The organism is Blastococcus jejuensis, assembly GCF_039534705.1.
GTDB lineage: Bacteria > Actinomycetota > Actinomycetes > Mycobacteriales > Geodermatophilaceae > Blastococcus_B > Blastococcus_B jejuensis.
Map to the genome: position 1 here is coordinate 1 of NZ_BAAAVV010000006.1, position 20,735 is coordinate 20,735.

The window sequence follows — 20,735 nt, forward strand, 5'->3', positions numbered from 1 at the left end:
TGGGCATCCTCCATGGCTGCCTGCGCCACCACACCGTCTACGACGAGCGCACCGCCTGGCCCGCCCACGAACACAGCCCGCTCTCGGCCGCCGCTTGACCACTTAGCGCCGTGGGATGTCTAGGCTCGCCGACGGGTGCCGCACCGGCGCCCCCGCGGTTCGGTGCCTCCGGACCGCGGGTGGGGGATGGGGTAATCGGCAGCCCGCCGGCCTTTGGAGCCGTGCAGTCTCGGTTCGAGTCCGAGTCCCCCAGCAGATCCGACCAGTTCCCGTCGTCCGAGGAGATCCGTGAGCCCGCAGGAGACGCCCACCGAGCCGACGGTCGCCGCCGTCGTCGTCCTCGCCGCCGGGCAGGGCACGCGGATGCGCTCGGCGACGCCGAAGGTGCTGCACCCGCTGGGTGGCCGCACGATGCTCGGTCACGTCCTCGCCGCCGCCGAGCCGCTGCGGGCCGCGGTCACCGTCGTCGTCGTCGGGGCCGGGCGGGACGCCGTCCGGGAGCACCTCGCGGCGATCGCCCCGGACGCGCTGCCCGTCGTCCAGGAGGAGCAGAACGGCTCCGGCCACGCCGCCGCCGTCGCCCTGGCCGCGGTGCCCGACGTCGACGGGCCCGTGCTGCTGGTCAACGGGGACGCGCCGCTGCTGCGGCGGGAGACGATCGCCGGCCTGGTGCGCACCCACCGCGAGGCCGGCAACGCCCTGACCGTCCTGACCGCCGAGGTCGGCGACCCGACGGGTCTGGGGCGCATCGTCCGGGACGGCGGCGGGGCCGTGCTGGCCATCGTCGAGGAGCGCGACGCCACCGACGAGCAGCGGGCGATCCGCGAGATCAACGCCGGCGTCTACGTCGGTGACGCCGCCACCCTCCGGCGGGCCCTCACCCGGATCGGTGCCGACAACGACCAGGGCGAGCAGTACGTCACCGACGTCCTCGGCCTGCTGGCTGCCGAGGGCGCTCCCGTGGGCGGGCATCGTGCCGAGGACCCCGACGACGTCCTCGGCTGCAACGACCAGCGCGAGCTCGCCGATCGGCGCCGCATGCTCAACGACCGCGTCCTCGACGAGCTGATGCGGTCCGGGGTCACCGTGGTCGACCCGCGGACCACCTGGGTCGACGTCACCGCCGAGGTGGCGCCCGACGCCGTCCTCCAGCCGGGGACGCAGATCCAGGGTGCGAGCACCGTGGCAGCCCGGGCGGTCGTCGGGCCCGACACCACCCTCCTCGACACCGAGGTGGGGGAGGGCGCCTCTGTCGTCCGCTCGCACTGCCACCTGGCGGTGATCGGTCCCGACGCGACGGTCGGCCCGTTCGGCTTCCTGCGCCCGGGCACCCGGCTGGGCCGCGCCGCCAAGGTGGGCGCCTTCGTCGAGACGAAGAACGTCGAGGTGGGGGAGGACTCGAAGGTGCCGCACCTGTCCTACGTGGGCGACGCGACCATCGGGGCCCACAGCAACGTCGGCGCCGCCACCGTGTTCGTGAACTACGACGGCGTCGCCAAGCACCACACCACGGTCGGCGACCACGTCCGCATCGGCTCCGACACCATGCTCGTGGCGCCGGTCACCGTCGGCGACGGTGCCTACACCGCGGCCGGTTCCGTGATCACTTCCGACGTGCCTCCGGGTGCGATGGGTGTCTCGCGGGCACCCCAGCGGAATGTGGCAGGCTGGGTGCGGCGCCGTCGCCCGGGTACGCCCGCTGCCGAGGCTGCGGCGGCGGCCGAGGAGCGGAACGCGGCCCCGGGTACTGACCACGACCAGTAGGGACAGCTGAGCCGATGAGCGCGATCCGGCAGACGAACAGCAAGAGCCTGATGCTCTTCTCCGGCCGGGCCTTCCCGGAGCTGGCCGAGGAGATCGCCGGCCACCTCGGCGTCACCCCGACTCCGACGGCGGCCTACGAGTTCGCCAACGGCGAGCTGTTCGTGCGCTTCGAGGAGTCGGTCCGCGGCTGCGACGCGTTCGTCGTGCAGAGCCACACCGCGCCGATCAACACCTGGCTCATGGAGCAGCTGATCATGGTCGACGCGCTCAAGCGCGCCTCGGCCAAGCGGATCACCGTCGTCGCCCCGTTCTTCCCCTACGCCCGGCAGGACAAGAAGCACCGCGGCCGCGAGCCCATTTCCGCCCGGCTGGTCGCCGACATGTTCAAGACCGCCGGCGCCGACCGCCTGATGGCCGTCGACCTGCACACCGCGCAGATCCAGGGTTTCTTCGACGGCCCGGTCGACCACCTCTTCGCCCTCGACCTGCTGGTCGACCACGTGCGTGCCCGGTGGAGCGACCGCGACCTGACCGTGGTGTCGCCGGACGCCGGCCGGGTCCGCGTGGCCGAGCGCTGGACGGACAAGCTCGGCGGCACCCCGCTGGCGTTCATCCACAAGACGCGGGATCCGCTGCGGCCGAACGAGGTCAAGGCCAACCGTGTCGTCGGTGAGGTCGAGGGGCGCGTCTGCATCCTGGTCGACGACATGATCGACACCGGCGGCACGATCGTGAAGGCCGCCGAAACACTGTTCGCGGCCGGTGCCGCAGACGTCATCGTGACGGCCACCCACGGGGTGCTCTCCGGCCCGGCGATCGACCGGCTGAAGAACAGCCGGGTCAGCGAGGTCATCGTCACCAACACGCTGCCGATCCCGGCCGAGCGGCAGTTCGACAAGCTCACCGTCCTCTCGATCGCGCCGCTGCTGGCCCGCGCGATCAAGGAGGTCTTCGAAGACGGCAGCGTGACGTCGCTGTTCGGCGGAGCTTCGTAATCTGCGATCCTCCGGATCGCACCGCGGCCACGACTCTGTCGTCCTCCGGACGACACCGCGGCCAATTGCCGTCCCCCGGCTGCGCGGAGCCCTTCCGCCGCTTCCCTCGGGGAGCCTTCGGCCCCCGCTCGGGAAGTCGGCCCTCGCAGGGGCGCGTCTTGTTGCAGCGTCCCCGTCTTTCGTCCCGTGCTCCCTCGGGGGACCCTGCGGGCCCCCGCTCCGGAGCACCGCTGCGCGGCTTCTGCCGCCCTTCGCGTATCGTCTTGGTCAGCCCGGCGAGGGAGCGGTTCGTTTCTGCTCCGTGATCGACGTGCGTGCCTCTCGAGGTGTGCTGCGATCGTGCGCCGGCCCGCAGACCGATCCACCTCTTGAGGAGCACATCACCGTGGCCGACTACCGCCTCGACGCCGAGCCCCGCACCGAGTTCGGCAAGGGCAGCGCTCGCCGCACCCGCCGCGCCGGCCGCGTCCCCGCCGTCCTCTACGGGCACGGCCAGGACGTCGTCCACCTGTCCCTGCCGGCCCGCGAGTTCGCCGCGGCGCTGCGCAACGGCGGCAGCAACGCCCTGCTGACGATCGTCCTCGACGGCAAGGACCAGCTCGCGCTGACCAAGGCCGTCCAGCGCGACCCCATCAAGCGCACCCACGAGCACGTCGACCTGGTCATCGTCCGCCGCGGCGAGAAGGTCACCGTCGACGTGCCGGTCCACGTCATCGGCGACACCGCGCCGGAGACCCTGATCAGCATCGAGCTGAACACCGTCTCGGTGCAGGTGGCTGCCACGAGCATCCCCGAGTTCATCGAGGTCGACGTGACCGGCCGCGGCGCCGGCGAAGGCTTCACCGCGGCCGAGCTGACGCTGCCCCGCGGTGCCACCCTGCTCACCGACGAGAGCGCGCTGGTCGTGAACCTGATGGCGGCCCCGACCGCCGAGGCGCTCGAGGCCGAGCTCGCCGAGGCCGAGGCCGAGGCCGGCATCGAGAAGGAAGAGGCGGGCACGGAGGCCGAGGAGACCACCGAGGCCGCCGGCGAGGGCGAGGAGTCCGCCCCGGCGGAGGCCGAGTCCTCCGACGAGTCCTGAGCAGGATCCACTGACCGACAGCACGACCCGCGGGGGCGCCGGCACGGCCGGCGCCCCCGCGGCGTCGGCGCCGTCCGAAGGGCCCTTCCTGATCGTCGGTCTGGGCAACCCCGGCCCCGGCTACGCCGGCAACCGGCACAACGTCGGCGTGATGGTGCTCGAGGAGCTCGCCCGGCGCGCCGGGATCCGGCTCTCGCCGGGCAAGGGGGCGCGGGCTCGCGCGGTCTCCGGCGAGGGCCGGCTGGCCGGACGGCGGGTCGTCCTGGCCCGGCCCACGACCTACATGAACGAGTCCGGGGGGCCCGTGCGCGGGCTGCTCGACTACCACCACCTGCCCGTCGAGGACCTCGTCGTCATCCACGACGAGCTGGACCTCCCCTTCGCCACGGTGCGCCTCAAGCGGGGCGGTGGCGAAGGTGGGCACAACGGCCTGCGCTCGGTCAGCCGCTCGACCGGAACCCGCGACTACCTGCGGGTGCGCGTCGGGATCGGGCGCCCCCCCGGCCGGCAGGACCCGGCCGACTTCGTCCTCAAGGACTTCTCGGCCACCGAGCGCAAAGAACTCGACCTGCTCGTCGTCGAGGCGGCCGACGCGGCCGAGTCGCTGCTCGCCCGCGGTCTCGAAGGGGCGCAGAACGAGGTGCATCCGCGCAGCTAGCAGGCATGCCCCCACCGTCACTCCAGACGGGTGAACTGCGCACGTTCCCGTTGACGACTCGTTCACGCAGTGTGAGGGTGATGCGGTCTCGGGCAGCCCGTGGTGGTGAACTCCCTGGTAGGAGAGCAACGGCGTAGCCCGCCGATTACGGTCAGTAGTTGACTGCGGATCTGGGGGGTCCATGCTCGTCGATGCTGGCGCGGGTCACGCGGAACTGCGGCCACCGGCGCCCGGCCGCCTGGCCGACGCCGTCGCACCGGTCGAGGAGCTTCCGAGCCGCGCCGTCGTCGGCCGCCGCCGGCAGGCCCGCTGGACCCGGCGCTATCGCGCCGTCCTCATCACGCTCGACGTCGCCATCGGCCTCGTCGCCGGCCTCGCCATGATGCTGATGCGGCCGGCCGAGCTGACCGTGACCTCGCCCTACGCGTGGCTCTCCGTCGCGCTCCCGTTCGTGTGGCCGGTGGCCCTGGGTTTCCGGGGCGCGTACGCGCCGAAGTTCTTCGGCACCGGCAGCGAGGAGTTCCGCCGGGTCGGTCGCGGGGGCATCCTCCTGCTGGCCGCGGTGAGCGTCGTCTCCTACGGCTTCCAGCTCGACATCGCCCGGTCCTTCGTCGTCTTCACGCTCCCGGCCATGACGCTGGTCACGCTCTTCGCGCGCTTCTTCGCCAGGAAGTGGCTGCAGGCGGCCCGCCGCCGCGGGCGCTGCATCAAGCGTGTCGTGGCCGTGGGACGGGACGCGGCCGTGGCCGACCTCGTGCGCCGGATCCACGTCGACCGGTACGCCGGCATGGAGGTCGTCGCGGCCTGCGTGACCGCGCCCGGCGCCGCCCGGGTCGAGTCGCTCGGGGTGCCGATCGCGGGCGATCTGGACGACGTCGTCGCCGTCGTCCAGCGGCACGACGCCGACGCCGTCGCCGTCACTTCCGCGAGCGAGACGGCCGCCATCTACCTCCGCAAGCTGTCCTGGCAGCTCGAGGGCAGCGGCATCGAGCTGCTGGTCTCCCCGGGCCTGATCGAGATCGCCGGCCCCCGGCTGCACATCCGACCGTTCGTCGGCCTCCCGCTGCTCGCGATCGAGGAGCCGGTGTTCTCCGGCTGGAAGCGCGTGCTCAAGGGCGCGCTCGACCGCTGCGGTGCGGCGCTGGCACTGGTCCTCATCGCCCCCGTCCTGCTCGCGATCGCGGTCGCGGTGCGCCTCTCCGGGCCGGGCCCGGTGCTCTACCGCCAGGAGCGGGTCGGCGCCTACGGCAAGCGCTACACCATGTACAAGTTCCGCAGCATGGTCGACGGCGCCGACGCCAAGCTCCAGGAACTGCTGACGCACAACGAGGGGGCGGGGCTGCTCTTCAAGATGCGCAGCGACCCCCGCGTGACGCCCGTGGGGCGGTGGCTGCGCCGGTCCTCCCTCGACGAGCTCCCGCAGCTGCTCAACGTGCTCGGCGGATCCATGTCTCTGGTGGGTCCCCGGCCGCCGCTGCCGCAGGAGGTCGAGCGGTACGACACCTCGACCCGGCGCCGGCTGCTGGTCAAGCCCGGCCTGACGGGCCTGTGGCAGATCTCCGGACGCAGCGACCTCTCGTGGGAGGAGTCGGTCCGCCTCGACCTGCGCTACGTGGAGAACTGGTCGCTGGCCCTGGACCTGCTCATCCTGTGGAAGACGGCGTCGGCCGTGCTGCGCAGTCGTGGGGCGTACTGAGCGCAGGCGCCAGGTCTGGAGCGTCGGTCCCCAATACAGGGGAGAGGGGCGAACGATCATGGCCGATAGCGCCGCCCCCGCGGATAGCCTCGCCAGCGACTTCTCGACCGTCGGCCCCAGCCCTTCTGCTGCGACCGGCGGACGGGCGAGAACAGGGGAGACGCGTGGGCGCCACGGCGGGGCGGGACCGAGAACGGTGCCGCATGCCCTGGAGCGGGTCGTGACCGCCCGCCGGCCTTACCTCCTCGATGTCGTCGACGCCCTGTGGCCGTCGGGGCCCTCGGCGAGGATCCACCGAGGCCAGACCGTTCGCGAGGCGACGACCTTCGTCGCCGTGCCGACCGCCGGCGCCCCACGTCTTCTGCTGCCCGCCGGGGGAGCCCTCGCCGCGGGGGCCGTCCGGGCGTACGGCGGCCACGCTTCGCGGACCGCGCGGTGGCGCATGCGGGGCACCGGCGCCTTGTTCGCGCTCGGTGTGGGCGGGCTGCTGTTCCGCGACCGCGTCACGGTCGGGGGCGACAGTGAGAGCGTCCTCGACGAGTTGGCTCGAGTGCTGGATGAGCCTGTGCACGTTGCCCTCCGTGCCGGACCGCCACGCGCCAACCGCAAGCCCGTCCTGGCCGTCCTGGACGAGGGCGGGCGACCGCTGGCCTTCGCCAAGGTGGGGTTGACCCCGCTGACTGCGGACCTTCTGGCCGTGGAGGCATCAGCTCTGACCGGGGTCGCGGGAAAGGCCAGCGACCTGGTGCGCGTACCTCGCTTGTTGCACCACGGGACGTGGCGGGATATGGCGATCCTGGTCCAGGAGGCGCTGCCCGTCGACCGGTCCGGTGCCGTCAGCGACGCGCTGCTCGTGCGAGCCGTGGGGGAGATTGCCTCCGTTCAGGGGACGGCGATGACACCGTGGGCCGGCTCGCAACACGCCGAACACATCCGGGGGCGCCTGGCCCGCATGGCACGCACTCCGGAGGCGGCGATGCTCGCCGAGGCCGTCGAGCGGCTGAACGCGAGCCGAGAAGCGCTCCCTGTCGGCTGCTGGCACGGCGACTGGACGCCGTGGAACTGCGCGTCTCTGGACGGCTCGGTGCTCTTGTGGGACTGGGAGCGCTTCGACACCGGGGTACCGATCGGATTCGACCTGCTTCACCACGACCTGCAGTCCGTGCTCGCCACCGACTGCAGCCCCGCCCGCCCGGCGGCGCTCCTTGCGACCGTGGCCTCCCGGCTGTCACCGCTCGGTCTGACCCCGGGCCAGGCGACGCTGACCGGCGTGGCCTATCTCGTCGAACTGGCCAGCCGATACCTGGCCGATGACCAGGCCGCCGCCGGCGCATCGGTGGGCGACGTCGGTCGCTGGCTACTCCCCGTCCTGACCCGAGCCGTGCGTGACTTGCCGGCCCCTCGAGGAGAGATGACCTCATGAGCAGGATCCGTGTGCCTGACTCCGTGCAGCGCACCGCGCGCGCGGCCAGCCGGACCATCGGCCGCTGGACGGCGGATCGTCGCATGCTGCCGACGTTCCTCATCAGCGGTGCGCAGCGCTGCGGCACCACGTCCATGTACAAGACACTGACCGAACACCCGCAGGTGTTGCCGGCCGTGCTGCACAAGGGTGTGCACTACTTCGACACGAATTACACCCGTGGCCTCGACTGGTACCGGGGTCATTTCCCGACCGATCTCGCTGCGCGGCGCGCAGGCGGACCGGCCGGGCTGCGCGTCATCACGGGGGAGTCGAGCCCGTACTACATGTTCCATCCGATGTCCGGACGCCGGATCGCCGACGACCTGCCCGACGCCCGCATGATCGTCCTCCTCCGCGACCCGGTCGAGCGCGCCTACTCGGCATTCACGCATGAGTCGGCGCGCGGGTTCGAGACCGAGACGTTCGAACGGGCGCTCGAGCTCGAGGAATCCCGGCTGGAGGGGGAGGAGGAGCGGCTGATCGCCGACCCCTCCTACGTGAGCCACGACCACCAGCACCACGCCTACGTCGGACGCGGCATGTACGTCGACCAGTTGGAACGGCTCGAGAAGGAGATCGGCCGGGACCGCCTGCTCGCGATCGACAGCGGCGACCTGTTCGTCGACCCCCCGCCGGTCTTCGAGCGCGTCTGTGACTTCCTCGGCTTGGAGCCTTGGCAACCGGATTCGTTCGACCAGCACAATGCCCGGCCGCGATCGGGCATGGCCGACGACGTCCGCCGCCACCTGAGCCGACGCTTCGAGGACGCCGACGAGCGACTGGGTGCCTGGCTCGGACGCACGCCGAGCTGGCGCCGATGAGTGCGACGGAGCGGCTCCCGGTGCTGTACCTCGGTGGCATCGGCCGCAGCGGGTCGACACTGCTGGAGCGGATGATCGGTGAGTTGCCGGGGGTCTGCTCGCTGGGCGAGGTCGTGCACATGTGGGACCGCGCCCTCCGGGACGACGAGCGCTGCGGCTGTGGTGAGCCCTTCAGCGGCTGTCCGTTCTGGCAGGCGGTGGGGGAGCGCGCCTTCGGTGGGTGGGAGAACGTCGCGGTCGCCCGGCACTTCGAACTGCGGGCACGGGTGGACGACGTCCGCCGCACACCGGCCCTCCTGTTCGGCACGTTCGGGCGATCGTTCCGGCGGGATGTCGAGGAGTACACCGACTACTTCCAGATGGTGTACGAGGCCGCGCGGGACGTTTCCGGTGCCGAGCTGATCGTCGACTCCAGCAAGTACACCCCCCTGTTCTTCTGCCTCCGTCGCCGAGACGACCTCGACCTGCGGCTGCTGCACCTCATCCGGGACAGCCGGGCGGTGGCGTACTCCTGGACCAAGGTGGTGCGCCGGCCCGAGGTCGTCGGCGGCGAGGACTTCATGTACCGGATCAGCCCGGGACGCATGGCGCTGCTCTGGAGCGTTCACAACACTCTGCTCGCACTCCCGCGCTTCGCCGGCACGCCCACCCGGACGCTGCGCTACGAGGATTTCGCGCGGGACCCGGATGCGGCCCTGCGGGAGGTCGCCGCCTTCGTCGGGCTCGACCTGGGTTCGGACGCGATGGACTTCCTGGACCGGGACTCCGTGCGGTTGAGTACGTCGCACCAGGTCGCCGGCAACCCCCTGAGGTTCACTACCGGCGAGGTGCACATTCGGCGCGACGACGCCTGGCGCACCAAGTTCGCTGCGGCGGACCGTCGACGTGTCGCAGTGCTGACCGCACCGGTGTCGGCCGTCTTCGGCTACTCGCCGTTCCGGAGCGCATGATGGCCCACCCGCAGACGCATCCGCTGACGTCGCCGTCGACGTCGCCGCCGTCGGTGACGGTCGTGGTGCCAACCCACGACCGGCCGCTGCTCGTCCGCGAGACACTGCGTTCCATCGCGGAGCAGGGCTACGGGGGTGCCCTGGAGACGATCGTGGTGTTCGACCGGGCTGAGCCCGACCCCTCGCTGGAGATCGAGTTCCCCGAGCTGGCATTGAGGGTGGTGCGCAACACCCGCACTCCCGGTCTGCCGGGCTCGCGCAACACCGGAATCCTGCTCGCCCATTCGGAGCTGGTCGCCTTCTGCGACGACGACGACGTGTGGCTGCCCGGCAAGCTCGAGGCGCAGGTCGCGGCCCTGCATGCCAATCCCGAAGCTGAGCTTGCTGCAACCAGCATCGTGGTCCGCTACTCCGGGCGGGACAGCGTCCGTTTGGCCGGCACCGAGCGTGTCGAGCTGCGCCACCTGCTGCGCTCGCGCATGGCGATGCTGCACTCCTCGACACTGCTGTTCCGCAGGGCGTCGCTGATCGAGGGCATCGGTCTGATCGACGAGGAGATCCCGGGCGGCATGTCAGAGGACTGGGACATCCTCATCCGCACCGCCCGGCGGGCGCCGATCGCCCATGTGGACCGGCCGCTGGTGCAGGTCCTGTGGGGCAACAACTCGTTCTTCACGCAGCGCTGGGACCTCAAGCTCACGTCCCACGAGTGGATGCTCGACCAGCATCCCGACATCCTCGACGACCCCGTCGGAGCCGGTCGCGTGCTCGGGCAGATGGCCTTCGCCGAGGCGGCGATGCGTCGACGGCGCGCGGCGGTGCGCCGCGCGTTCGCAGCACTGCGCCGCAACTGGCGCGAGCCTCGGGCATTCTTCGCCCTCGCCGTCGCGGCCGGGGTCTCCCCGGGCACCGTGCTCGGCGTTCTCCACCGGTACGGCCGCGGAGTCTGACGCATGGACGGCCCGCGCACGCTCTTCGTCGCTTCCACAGGTGGTCACCTCGACGAGTTGATCCGGCTGCGCCCCCGCCTCCAACCGGTCGCGGGACAGACCCACTGGGCTACCGCCGACACCGAGCAGTCGCGGGAACTCCTCGCCGGTGAGTCGGTGAGTTGGATGCCGGTCGTGCCACCCAAGGACTGGGTCGGTGCGCTTGCCAGCCTGAGTCAGGCGCGCAGGGTCGTGCGGCACTCGGGGGTCGACCGCGTGGTCTCCACCGGGGCGGCGCTGGCGCTGCCGTTCTTCGTGGCCGGGCGGCTGCGTGGTGCCGAGTGCCACTACATCGAGAGCGCCGCGCGAAGCGTGGGCCCCAGCCTGACCGGGCGGCTTGCCAGCCGCGTGCCCGGCGTGCAGCTGCACACCCAGTACCCGGCTTGGGCAGACAATCGGTGGCGATTCGCCGGGTCTGTTTTCGACGGGTACAGACCGGATGTCCCGACGGCAGCACTCCCGTCGGAGGGGCTGCGGAGGGTCGTCGTCACGCTGGGGACCCAGGCCGGTTTCTCCTTCCGGCGGTCGCTCGAGGCGCTGCTCCGGGAGCTGCCCGCCATCTGCGCCCCCGACGTGGAGATCCTCTGGCAGACCGGCGGGACCGACACCACCGGCCTGGGCATCGACGCCACGCCGAGCGTGTCCCCCGCCGTGCTGAAGGCGGCCATCGAGGCTGCCGACCTGGTGGTCGGGCACGCGGGAGTCGGTTCTGCCCTCTGCACGATGGATGCCGGTCGCACCCCCCTGCTGATGCCGCGGCAGGCCGCCTACGGGGAGCACACCGACGACCACCAGATGCTGATCGCCGGCGAGCTGGCGCGGCGTGGGCTGGCGGTCCAGAGCACGCCGGACGAGCTGACCGCGGAGATGTTGCTGGGCGCGTCCGCCGGAAGAGTTGCCCGCACCGTGGCCGGACCCATGTACCTGACCGCCGATCCGGGGTTAGCGTCCCGGCCACCTAGCCCCGCAGGTCTCGAATTCGACGACGCCGCGTGACCGTTCGGTGCTGGGTAGCACCCGTTCGGAGTATGGACTGATCGGGACCGATAGCGCAGAGTGACCGCGGACCTGCCCAAACGGGGGAGTCGGGTCGGTACCGGAGGAGTTCCCTGTGTTCGTTCGTCGGACTCTCGCCGCGCTCACCGCGGCCTTCTGCTTCATCCTCGCCCTCCCGGGCAACGCCTCGGCTGCGGGAACCGCGCAGCCGAACACCGTGAACGCGGCCGTGGCGTCCACGACGCCGAACGTGCTGGACGGCACGGTCTTCTCGATCGCGCAGGTCGGCAACACGATCGTGCTCGGCGGAGACTTCACGGGCGCGGCGAACCCGGGCAGCCAGACGCGCGTGACCGACGTGAACCGTGGGCGGTACGTCGTCGCGTTCGACGCGACGACGGGCCAGGTCCGCACGGCGTTCGCGCCCAACATCGACGGCCAGGTGCGCGCGGTCCTCCCGGGCCCGACGGCCGGCACCGTCTACGTCGGCGGGTACTTCAACAACGTCGACGGCGTCCGGGCCAAGGGCCTGGTGCTGCTCGACGTGGCCACCGGCCAGCGCGTGCCCGGCTTCGCGACCATCGTCATGAACGGCGTCGTGACCTCCCTCGAGCGTTCCGGCAACCGGCTGTTCGTCGGCGGGACGTTCACTACGTTCGCCGGCCAGGCGCGCGGCGGCCTCGCCTCGGTCAACGCGACCACCGGGGTCGTCGACGACTTCATGCAGTCGCGGGTCCTGACCAACCACAACTGGACCGAAGGCAGCTCCGACGCGAAGGCGGCGGTGGGCGTCTTCAAGCTCGACATCACCCCCGACGGCAGCCGGATGGTCGTCATCGGCAACTTCAAGACCGTCGACGCCCTCCCCAACGACCAGATCGCGATGTTCGACCTGACCGGCGCCCAGGCGACCGTTCGGTCGGACTGGCGCACCCGCGGCTACGAGGCGCGCTGCTACGCGTGGGCCTACGACACCTACGTCCGCGACGTGCAGTTCAGCCCCGACGGCTCCTACTTCGTGGTCGTCACCACGGGCGGCGGCAACACGACGCTCTGCGACACCGCGGCGCGCTACGAGACCAACGGCAGTGGCGACGACGTCAAGCCGACCTGGGTGGACTGGTCCGGCGGTGACTCCTACCTGTCGGTGGCGGTCACCGGCTCGACCGTCTACGTCGGCGGCCACCAGCGCTGGATGAACAACCGCCTGGGCAACGACGCGGCACGCGGCGGCGCCGTGCCCCGGCCGGGGCTGGGCGCCCTCGACCCGCAGACCGGCATCCCGCTGAGCTGGAACCCCGGACGCAACCCCCGTGGCGGCGGCGCCTACGCCATGCTGGCCAACCAGAACGGGCTCTACGTAGGAAGCGACACGGACTACGTCGGCAACTTCCAGTGGCGGCGGATGAAGATCGCCTACTTCCCGCTGGCCGGCGGCGCGCCGGTCGCGGACACCTCCACCCCGCAGCTCCCGGGCACCGTCTACTCCGGCGCACCGACCGGCAGCGAGCAGGCCTCGCCGGTCCTGTTCCGGGTCAACGCCGGTGGGTCCGCGTTGCCGCCGACCGACAGCGGGCCGGCATGGGCTTCGGACACGAGCAGCAGCTCGCCCTACCGCAACGGTGGGAGCAACGCCGCGAGCTGGGGCGGGATCTCCAGCGACAGCACGGTGCCCCCGGGCACGCCGGCGACGATCTTCAGCACCGAGCGGTGGGACCCCGGGACTGCGGGCGACGGCGCTGAGATGCGGTGGTCGTTCCCGGTCCCGGCCGGCACCCAGGTGACCGTCCGCCTGTACTTCGCCAACCAGTGCAGCTGCACCAGCGCGGCAGGTCAGCGGATGTTCGACGTCGCCATCGACGACCAGGCGATGCTGGAGGACTTCGACATCGTCGCCGCTGCCGGGGACCGGGTCGGGACCATGCGCCACGCGACGTTGGTCAGCGACGGCTCGGTCGACATCTCGTTCGGGCACGTCGTGGAGAACCCGCTCGTGAACGGCATCGAGATCGTGGACACGGTCAAGGCCGCCGAGGGCACGACGGACGCGCCGCTCATCGCCCGGGACTACGACGGCAGCACCGTCGAGCCGGCGTCGGCGATCGCCTCCGACCTCGACTGGGCACTCGTGCGGGCGCCGGTCTTCATCGGGCAGAAGCTCTACTACGGCAAGACCAACGGGATGCTCTACGCCCGGACGTTCGACGGCACCACGTTCGGCCCCGAGGCGGCGGTCGACCCGTACAACGACCCGAAGTGGAGCGACGTCGACACCGGTTCGAACTCGACGTTCCGCGGAGCACTGCCGTCGCTCTACTCGTACCTGCCCTACCTGGACGCGATGTTCTACAGCGACGGGCGGCTGTACTTCATGTCGTCGTTCCAGTCCGGGCTGTACTACGCCCCGTTCTCGCCGGAGAGCGGCATCGTCGGCCACACGATCTCGCAGGTGCCCGGGGTGGCACTGGGCGCGGTCGACGGAGCCTTCGTCAGCGGCGGGTCGCTGTACTACGTCCAGGCCTCCACCGGTGACCTCCTCCGTCGGGACTGGATCCCGGGCACGATGGCGGCTCCCGGCACGGCCGGCGCCACCGTCACCACGGTCTCGGGCCCGACGACGGACGGCGTCGACTGGCGAGCCCGGTCCACGTTCCTCGGACCTGACGGGCCGGGCGTGAACCAGCTGCCGACCGCGGTGATGACGTCGGCGTGCACCGGCCTGGACTGCACGTTCAGTGCCTCTGGTTCCTCGGATCCCGACGGCACGATCACGCAGTACGCGTGGGACTTCGGCGACGGGGACACCGGCGCCGGGCTGACCGAGACGTATTCGTTCCCGGCGGCGGGCACGTACCCCGTCACGCTGACCGTCACGGACAACCGCGGTGGCACCGGCATGGTGACCGAGTCGGTGACCGTGGAGGTGGTCGCGAACCAGCCGCCGGTCGCCGAGGCCGCGGTCTCCTGCGACGGGTTGACCTGCACCTTCGACGCGACGGGGTCGCGTGACAGCGATGGCTCGGTCGCCTCGTACGCGTGGAGCTTCGGCGACGGCGCCAGCGGCAGCGGCCTCACCGCCGAGCACGCGTACGCCACGGCCGGGGACTACACGGCCACGCTGACCGTCACGGACGACGAGGGTGCGACGACCTCGCGCGACATCAGCGTCAGCCCGACCGAGCCGGCCGCCGGCGGGATCGGCTTCCGGGGCGTATCCGGGACGAACATCCTGGGGTCGAGCGCGACGGTGTCGGTGCCCGACTCCGTCGAGGCCGGGGATCTCCTGATCCTGAGCGTCGCGGGTGCCGGTGGCTCGGCGCACACGCCGCCGGCCGGCTGGACCGAGGTCACGCGGGTGGCCCCGACCGGTGTCCTGACCACGGTCTGGCAGCGGGCGGCCGTCGCCGGGGACGCCGGGGACCCGGTCCGCGTCGTGTTCGGCGCCAGCCAGAAGGCCGACGTGTCGCTGCTGGCGTACTCCGGTGCGGCCGCGATCGACCCATCGGGTGCGGCGACCGCGACCGACGCCTTCTCGGCGGGCAGCCACGTGCAGCCGGCGGTGACCGCCGACCGTCCGGGCAGCCTGGCGCTGTGGTTCTGGAACGTGAAGTCGTCGGCCACGACCGATCTGTCGGTGCCTGCGGGGACGGTCAGCCGCAACTTCTCGCCCGGCAGCGGCACCGGTCGCATGACCAGCCTGGCAGCGGAATCCGCCGGCCCGGTCTCGGGGAACGTGCCCGGGCCCACCTCGGTGGCGAACGGGGTGACGACCGGACGCACGACCATGGTCGCGCTGGTCATCCCCCCGAGCGGCACGGGTGGCGGCGGTGACCCGACCCCCAACGAGCCGCCGACGGCGGAGGCGGCCGCGTCCTGCGAGGCGCTGACCTGCTCCTTCGACGCGACGGGCTCGGTCGACGGGGACGGCTCCGTCGCGAGCTACGCGTGGGACTTCGGTGACGGAGCCGGCGGCACCGGGATCACCGCGTCCCACACCTACGCCGCCGCCGGGGACTACGTCACCACGCTGACCGTCACCGACAACGAGGGTGCGAGCGCGACCCGGGAGATCACGGTCAGCCCGGCGGCTCCGGTCGCCGGAGCGATCGCCTTCCGGGGTGTGTCGGGGACGAGCGTCCTCGGCACCTCCGCCACGGTGACCGTGCCGGACAGCGTCGAGGCCGGGGACCTGCTGATCCTCAACGTGGCCGGGGCGGGTGCGTCGTCCCAGACGCCGCCGGCGGGCTGGAGCACCGTCGCCACCGTCAACCCCACCGGGGTCCTGACGACGGTCTTCCAGCGGATGGCGGTCACGGGTGACGCCGGCTCCGACGTCCGGGTCGTCTTCGGCGCGAACCAGAAGGCCGACGTCACGCTGCTGGCCTACTCCGGCGCGGCGCCGATCGACCCGGCGGTCGCCGCGACCAAGACCGACCCCAACTCGGCCGGCGCGCACGAGATGCCCGATGTGGTCGTCACCCGCCCGGACAGCATCGTGCTGTGGTTCTGGAACGTGAAGTCGTCGGCGACGACGGATCTCACCGTTCCCGACGGGATGGTCAGCCGGAACTTCTCGGCCGGCAGCGGTACGGGGTACATGACGACGCTCGTCGCGGAGTCGACCGCGGTCGTCACCGGAACGGTCGAGGGTCCGACGTCCACGGCCGACGGGGTCACCACGGGCCGGACGACGATGGTGGCCGTCGTCATCGCGCCCAGCGCCTGACGGCTCGCTCCGCCCCGGACGCCCCCTCCGCCCCCGCGCGGAGGGGGCGTCCGGCATCTCGGCCCCCTCCGGAAGGAGGAGGGCAACCTGCGAGACGGCCTCCCGAGCCCACGCAGCGGTTAGATTCCCCGGGTGCCACGGGTCCTCATCACCTCGCACTACACGTCCGAGCGCCTGGGTGGCGAGGCGGCGATCCCCTTGCGGCTGTACAAGCGGTTGCGGCGGCGCGGTGTCGAGACCTGGCTGGTCGCCCACGACAGCGACCGCGAGGAACTGCTCGCGGAGTTCGCCGCCGAGCCGGACCGCCTGATCCTCACCTCGAGCCTCCCGGGCATGACTCCGGTCTTCACCCGCGGCGAGAAGCTGCCCGACGGTCCCCGCGCCGTCGCCTGGGCCGTGACGCAGCTCGAGCGGCAGCTGGCGATGGTCCCCGTCGTGCGCCGGCTGGTCCGCGAGCTCGGTATCGACGTCGTCCACCAGCCCATCGGCATCGCGCCGAGCGTCCCCTCGCCGTTCCGGAAGCTCGGTGCACCGGTGGTCATCGGCCCCCTCAACGGCGGCATGGTCATGCCGGCCGCCTTCCGGGACCGCGACTCCGGCCTGGCCCGCATCACGCAGGGGATGCGGCGGCCGCTCGGGGGCCTGGGGCACCAGGTACTGCGGGGCAAGCTGGAGGCGGCCGCGGTGCTCGTCGCCAACGAGCGCACGCGTGCCCTGCTCCCCGCCGCGGCACGGCGCGTCAGCCGGCCGATGCCCGAGAGCGCAGTGGTCCTCGAGGACTGGCCGGAGAAGGAGCAGGACCCGCTGCACACCGGGCCGGTGCGGTTCGTCTTCCTCGGGCGTCTGGTCCCCTACAAGTCGGCCGACCTGGCCCTGCACGCCTTCGGGCGCGCGTGGCGACAGCGGCCCGAGATCCGGCTCGAGATCATCGGGGACGGCCCCGAGCGGACCGCGCTGGAGGCGCAGGCGGCGGAGCTGGGCATCGCCGATGTCGTGGAGTTCCGCGGCTGGCTGACCAAGCCGGAGGTGTCCGAGCGGCTCCGCCGGTCCGACGTCTTCCTGTACCCGAGCCTGCGCGAGCCCGGGGGCACGGTCGTGCTCGAGGCGATGGCCACGGGGCTGCCCTCGATCGTCGCCGACTGGGGCGGCCCCGCCGAGTACATCGCCGAGGGCACCGGCGTGCGCATCGACGTCTCCTCGCGGGGCCGGTTCCTCGACGACATGGCTGCCGCCATGGTGCGCCTGGCCGAGGACCCCGAACTCCGCGTCCGGGCGGGCAGGGCCGCGCGCGCACGGGTGGCGGCGCACTTCGAGTGGGACTGCCTGGTCGACCAGTTGCTCACGATCTACGCCGAGGTCAGCCCCGCATCGAGGCGTACGACGCGCTGAGCTGCCCAGCACGGTCGTCCGCCGCGCCCGTCGAGACGAGGCACTGCGTGACACGTCGGTGACGACGCGTGCGGCCTCTCGGCGTGTCGCACCCCCTGGCGGCTGATGAGGGGGCGATCCGTCGACTTGCCGCAGTGGCTCTCGGATGCTGTGCGTCCGGGTTGGAAGGCACGCGTTCCTTCGGACCGACACGGGGAGTGAAGGGACGAGAATGCGTCGAGCTGTGCGGAGCGCCTGGGCGGCGGTCGTCGGGCCTCTGCTCGTGCTGGTGCTGCTCGCCGGTGCGCTTCCCGCGCAGGCCCAGGGCGTCCAGCACGCCGGGATCGTCTCGGCTGTGCCCGGCACCACACCGAACATCCTCAAGGAGAGCACCGGCATCCAGCGGGTGTACGACCTCGACGAGGTCGGCAACCGGATGGTGGTCGGGGGCGACTTCTACCGCGTGCAGAACGTCGCACCGAACGGGACCGCCGTCTTCACCCGGAGGTCGCTGTTCGCATTCGCCACGGCGACGGGTGCGGTCGACCCAGCCTTCGATCCGGTCATCAACGGCGTTGTCAAAGCCGTCGCGCCCGGCCCCAACGGCACGGTGTTCGTCGGCGGCACCTTCAGCAACGTCAACGGCACGAACATCCGCAACGTCGCGCAGCTGAACGTGAGCAACGGCGACCTGACCAGCTTCCGTCCGGCGACCCTCAACGGGGCGGTCAACGACCTCGTCTTCGCCGGCGGCCGGCTGTACGTGGCGGGCGTGTTCACCACCGCCGCCACCGTGCCGCACGGCGGGCTCGCGACGCTGAACCCGACGACGGGCGCCCTGGACCCCTACATGAGCGTCGACGTGTCGGTGAACCACAACTGGACCCAGGGCAGCACCGGGGCCCGAGGGGCGGTCGGCGTCTCGAAGATCGACGTCGCCAACGACCGTCTCGTGGCGATCGGCAACTTCAAGCGGGCCGAGGGCACGCTGATCCGGGACCAGGCGATGGTCGTCCTCCTCCAGTCGACCGGCACCGTTGTCGACCCGAACTGGCGGACGACGCGGTACGAGCCGGCGTGTGCGTCGCGCGCCTACGACTCCTACGTGCGTGACGTCGAGTTCTCGCCCGACGGCTCCTACTTCGTCATCGTGACGACCGGTGCCCACTTCACCGGGACCCTCTGCGACACGGCCGCCCGGTGGGAGGTCGTGGACCAGGGGCAGGCGGTGCAGCCCCGGTGGATCTCCGACACCGGTGGCGACACGCTCTTCTCCGTCGCGGTCACCGGTGCCGCCGTCTACGTGGGCGGGCACCAGCGCTGGGGCAACAACCCGCTCGCGGGTGACCGCGCCGGCCCCGGAGCGGTCCCCCGGCCGGGCATCGCCGCGCTCGACCCGCTCAACGGGGTGCCGCTGTCCTGGAACCCCGGCCGCAACCCTCGCGGCGTCGGCGCGGAGGCGCTCACCGCCACCGCCACCGGTCTCTATGTCGGCATGGACACCGACTGGATCGGCGACCGCCAGTACCGGCGCATGCGGCTGGCTCACTTCCCGCTCGCGGGCGGTGCGTCGGTGGCGAGCCAGACGACCTTCTCGCTGCCGGGCACTGTGTTCATGGCGGGCCGCGACTCCAGCAACACCGTTCTGCGGCGCGCCTACGACGGAACCACCCCGAGCAACGAGGCCACCGTGAACGGCGGCGGCGTCGAGTGGAGCCGGGCGCGGGGCGGGTTCATGGTCGGCGGCGAGCTGTTCTACGGCTACGGCACGTCGAGCAGCAACTACGCGCTTGTGCGCCGCACGTTCGACGGGACGACGTTCGGGCCCGCGACCACGATCACCACGCCCTACCTCGACCCGGCGTGGAGCAACGTCATCACCGGCTCCAACCCGGAGGGGTCGACCTACGCGGGCATGCTCCCGAACTTCTACGGCAGCCACCTGTCCACCGTGACCGGGATGTTCTACTGGAACGGCCGGGTCTACTACACGCGATCGGGCCAGACCGCCCTGACCGCGCGTGGCTTCTCGGTCGACAGCGGCATCATCCAGGCCGACTCCGCGACGGTGGCGACCAATTCCGCCTACGCCGGCGCCAAGGGGATGTTCCTGTCCGGCAACGACCTGTACGTGGTCAACTCGGCCAACCAGTTGACGCGGACGACCTGGAACAACGGCGTCCCCGGCACCGTCTTCCAGGTCGTCAGCACGCTGAACTGGTCGGCCCGCGCGCTCTTCCTCGGTCCGACGCCCGGCCAGCCGGTCAACCAGCCGCCCACCGCGTCACTCGCGCCGCCGACGTGCGCCGGCGCCACATGCACCTTCGACGCCTCAGGCTCGTCCGACCCCGACGGGGATCCGCTCAGCTACAGCTGGAACTTCGGCGACGGCAACACCGGCACCGATGCCGCGACGCAGGTGCACACCTACGGCGCGGACGGCAACTACACCGTCACCGTGACCGTCAGCGACGGCAGGGGCGGCACCGCGACGACGTCGGCGCCCGTCACTGTGTCGACCGTCCCGGTGGGCCAGAGCATCGCCTTCGTGGGGGCCGCCGGGACCTCGCCGGCCGGGTCCGTCAGCAGCCTCTCGGTGACCGTTCCCGCGGCCGTCCAGGCCGGCGACGGGCTCGTGCTCGTGCTGTCGACGAACTCCGCGGTCACCGGCGCGCCCGCCGGGTGGACGCAGGAGATCTCGCAGACGGCGATGTCCGGGACGAGCGTGGCCATGACCACCCGTGTCTTCGAGCGGGTGGCGACGGACACCGACGCCGGGTCGACGGTGACCGTGCCGTTGACCGGGGGCGTCGCGAAGTCCTCGCTGCAGATCCTGGCCTACCGGGGGACGGCGGCGACCGGGCCGGTCGTCGGGATCGTCGGTGCCGCCGACCAGGTCACCGGCACCAACCACACCACGCCGACCGGGCTCACCGCGTCGCCCGGCGACTGGGAGCTGGGCGTCTGGTCGGACAAGTCGGCCAATGCGCGCACGTGGACGGCACCGAGCGGGTTCTCCGTCCGGGACATGCAGGACGCCGGAGCCACCGGTGGCGAGATCGCGACCCTGCTGGCCGACCTCGGGCCGTCGAGTGGTGGCCCGGTGGGCGGCCGGACGGCCACGACGTCGGCGACCAGCACGCGGGCGACCATGATCACCGTCCTCCTGAGGCCCGCCGCCTGAGAGCATCCGGCCCACGCCGAGTGCCCTGACCGACGGTCAGGG

General features: G+C 71.8%; 13 protein-coding genes and 1 tRNA gene. All 14 read left to right on the forward strand.

Annotated features, from left to right (window positions below):
- Positions 1–180 precede the first annotated feature (180 nt).
- The 14 genes from ABD644_RS13345 to ABD644_RS13410 all read left to right on the forward strand — a co-directional run bounded on the left by ABD644_RS13345 (position 181) and on the right by ABD644_RS13410 (position 20,693).
- Positions 181–253, forward strand: a tRNA-Gln gene (locus tag ABD644_RS13345).
- A gap of 35 nt (positions 254–288) precedes the next feature.
- On the forward strand, positions 289–1,764 hold the full coding sequence (gene glmU / locus ABD644_RS13350; RefSeq protein ID WP_344689409.1) for a bifunctional UDP-N-acetylglucosamine diphosphorylase/glucosamine-1-phosphate N-acetyltransferase GlmU: 1,476 nt from the start codon (positions 289–291) through the stop codon (positions 1,762–1,764).
- A 14-nt stretch (positions 1,765–1,778) separates the two neighbouring features.
- The gene (locus ABD644_RS13355) at positions 1,779–2,759 is read left to right on the forward strand and encodes a ribose-phosphate diphosphokinase (protein WP_344689410.1); all 981 of its coding nucleotides are present in this window, start codon (positions 1,779–1,781) and stop codon (positions 2,757–2,759) included.
- Positions 2,760–3,144: 385 nt separating this feature from the next.
- Positions 3,145–3,840 carry a 50S ribosomal protein L25/general stress protein Ctc gene (locus ABD644_RS13360; RefSeq protein ID WP_344689411.1) on the forward strand — a complete coding sequence of 232 codons (696 nt, stop codon included), beginning with the start codon at positions 3,145–3,147 and terminating at the stop codon, positions 3,838–3,840.
- Between the two features lie 100 nt (positions 3,841–3,940).
- Positions 3,941–4,498: an aminoacyl-tRNA hydrolase gene (gene pth / locus ABD644_RS13365; protein ID WP_344689731.1), complete on the forward strand. Its 558-nt coding sequence runs from the start codon at positions 3,941–3,943 to the stop codon at positions 4,496–4,498.
- A gap of 181 nt (positions 4,499–4,679) precedes the next feature.
- A complete protein-coding gene (locus ABD644_RS13370; RefSeq protein ID WP_344689413.1) occupies positions 4,680–6,194 on the forward strand; it encodes a sugar transferase in 1,515 nt (504 codons plus the stop codon).
- Between the two features lie 220 nt (positions 6,195–6,414).
- Positions 6,415–7,617, forward strand: coding sequence for a hypothetical protein (locus ABD644_RS13375; protein ID WP_344689415.1), 1,203 nt, complete (start codon positions 6,415–6,417; stop codon positions 7,615–7,617).
- Positions 7,618–7,640: 23 nt separating this feature from the next.
- A complete protein-coding gene (locus ABD644_RS13380; protein ID WP_344689416.1) occupies positions 7,641–8,480 on the forward strand; it encodes a sulfotransferase family protein in 840 nt (279 codons plus the stop codon).
- Positions 8,477–9,430: a sulfotransferase domain-containing protein gene (locus tag ABD644_RS13385; RefSeq protein WP_344689417.1), complete on the forward strand. Its 954-nt coding sequence runs from the start codon at positions 8,477–8,479 to the stop codon at positions 9,428–9,430. The genes ABD644_RS13380 and ABD644_RS13385 overlap by 4 nt, the downstream gene beginning before the upstream one ends.
- Positions 9,430–10,380 carry a glycosyltransferase family 2 protein gene (locus ABD644_RS13390; RefSeq protein ID WP_344689418.1) on the forward strand — a complete coding sequence of 317 codons (951 nt, stop codon included), beginning with the start codon at positions 9,430–9,432 and terminating at the stop codon, positions 10,378–10,380. Before ABD644_RS13385 ends, ABD644_RS13390 begins: the two co-directional genes overlap by 1 nt.
- Positions 10,381–10,383: 3 nt before the next feature.
- Positions 10,384–11,415 carry a glycosyltransferase gene (locus tag ABD644_RS13395; RefSeq protein ID WP_344689419.1) on the forward strand — a complete coding sequence of 344 codons (1,032 nt, stop codon included), beginning with the start codon at positions 10,384–10,386 and terminating at the stop codon, positions 11,413–11,415.
- Between the two features lie 115 nt (positions 11,416–11,530).
- Entirely contained in the window at positions 11,531–16,141 is a 4,611-nt protein-coding gene (locus tag ABD644_RS13400) for a PKD domain-containing protein (RefSeq protein ID WP_344689420.1), read from the forward strand.
- Positions 16,142–16,273: 132 nt separating this feature from the next.
- A complete protein-coding gene (locus tag ABD644_RS13405; RefSeq protein ID WP_344689421.1) occupies positions 16,274–17,530 on the forward strand; it encodes a glycosyltransferase in 1,257 nt (418 codons plus the stop codon).
- 223 nt (positions 17,531–17,753) lie between these two features.
- The gene (locus tag ABD644_RS13410) at positions 17,754–20,693 is read left to right on the forward strand and encodes a PKD domain-containing protein (protein ID WP_344689422.1); all 2,940 of its coding nucleotides are present in this window, start codon (positions 17,754–17,756) and stop codon (positions 20,691–20,693) included.
- The last annotated feature ends 42 nt before the right edge of the window (positions 20,694–20,735 follow it).

What these genes read in the sequence shown, in the direction of transcription:
- ABD644_RS13395 (WP_344689419.1), top strand. Translation starts at nt 10,384, where the DNA reads ATGGACGGCCCGCGCACGCTCTTCGTCGCTTCCACAGGTGGTCACCTC.
- ABD644_RS13370 (WP_344689413.1), top strand. Translation starts at nt 4,680, where the DNA reads ATGCTCGTCGATGCTGGCGCGGGTCACGCGGAACTGCGGCCACCGGCG.
- ABD644_RS13355 (WP_344689410.1), top strand. Translation starts at nt 1,779, where the DNA reads ATGAGCGCGATCCGGCAGACGAACAGCAAGAGCCTGATGCTCTTCTCC.
- ABD644_RS13385 (WP_344689417.1), top strand. Translation starts at nt 8,477, where the DNA reads ATGAGTGCGACGGAGCGGCTCCCGGTGCTGTACCTCGGTGGCATCGGC.
- ABD644_RS13390 (WP_344689418.1), top strand. Translation starts at nt 9,430, where the DNA reads ATGGCCCACCCGCAGACGCATCCGCTGACGTCGCCGTCGACGTCGCCG.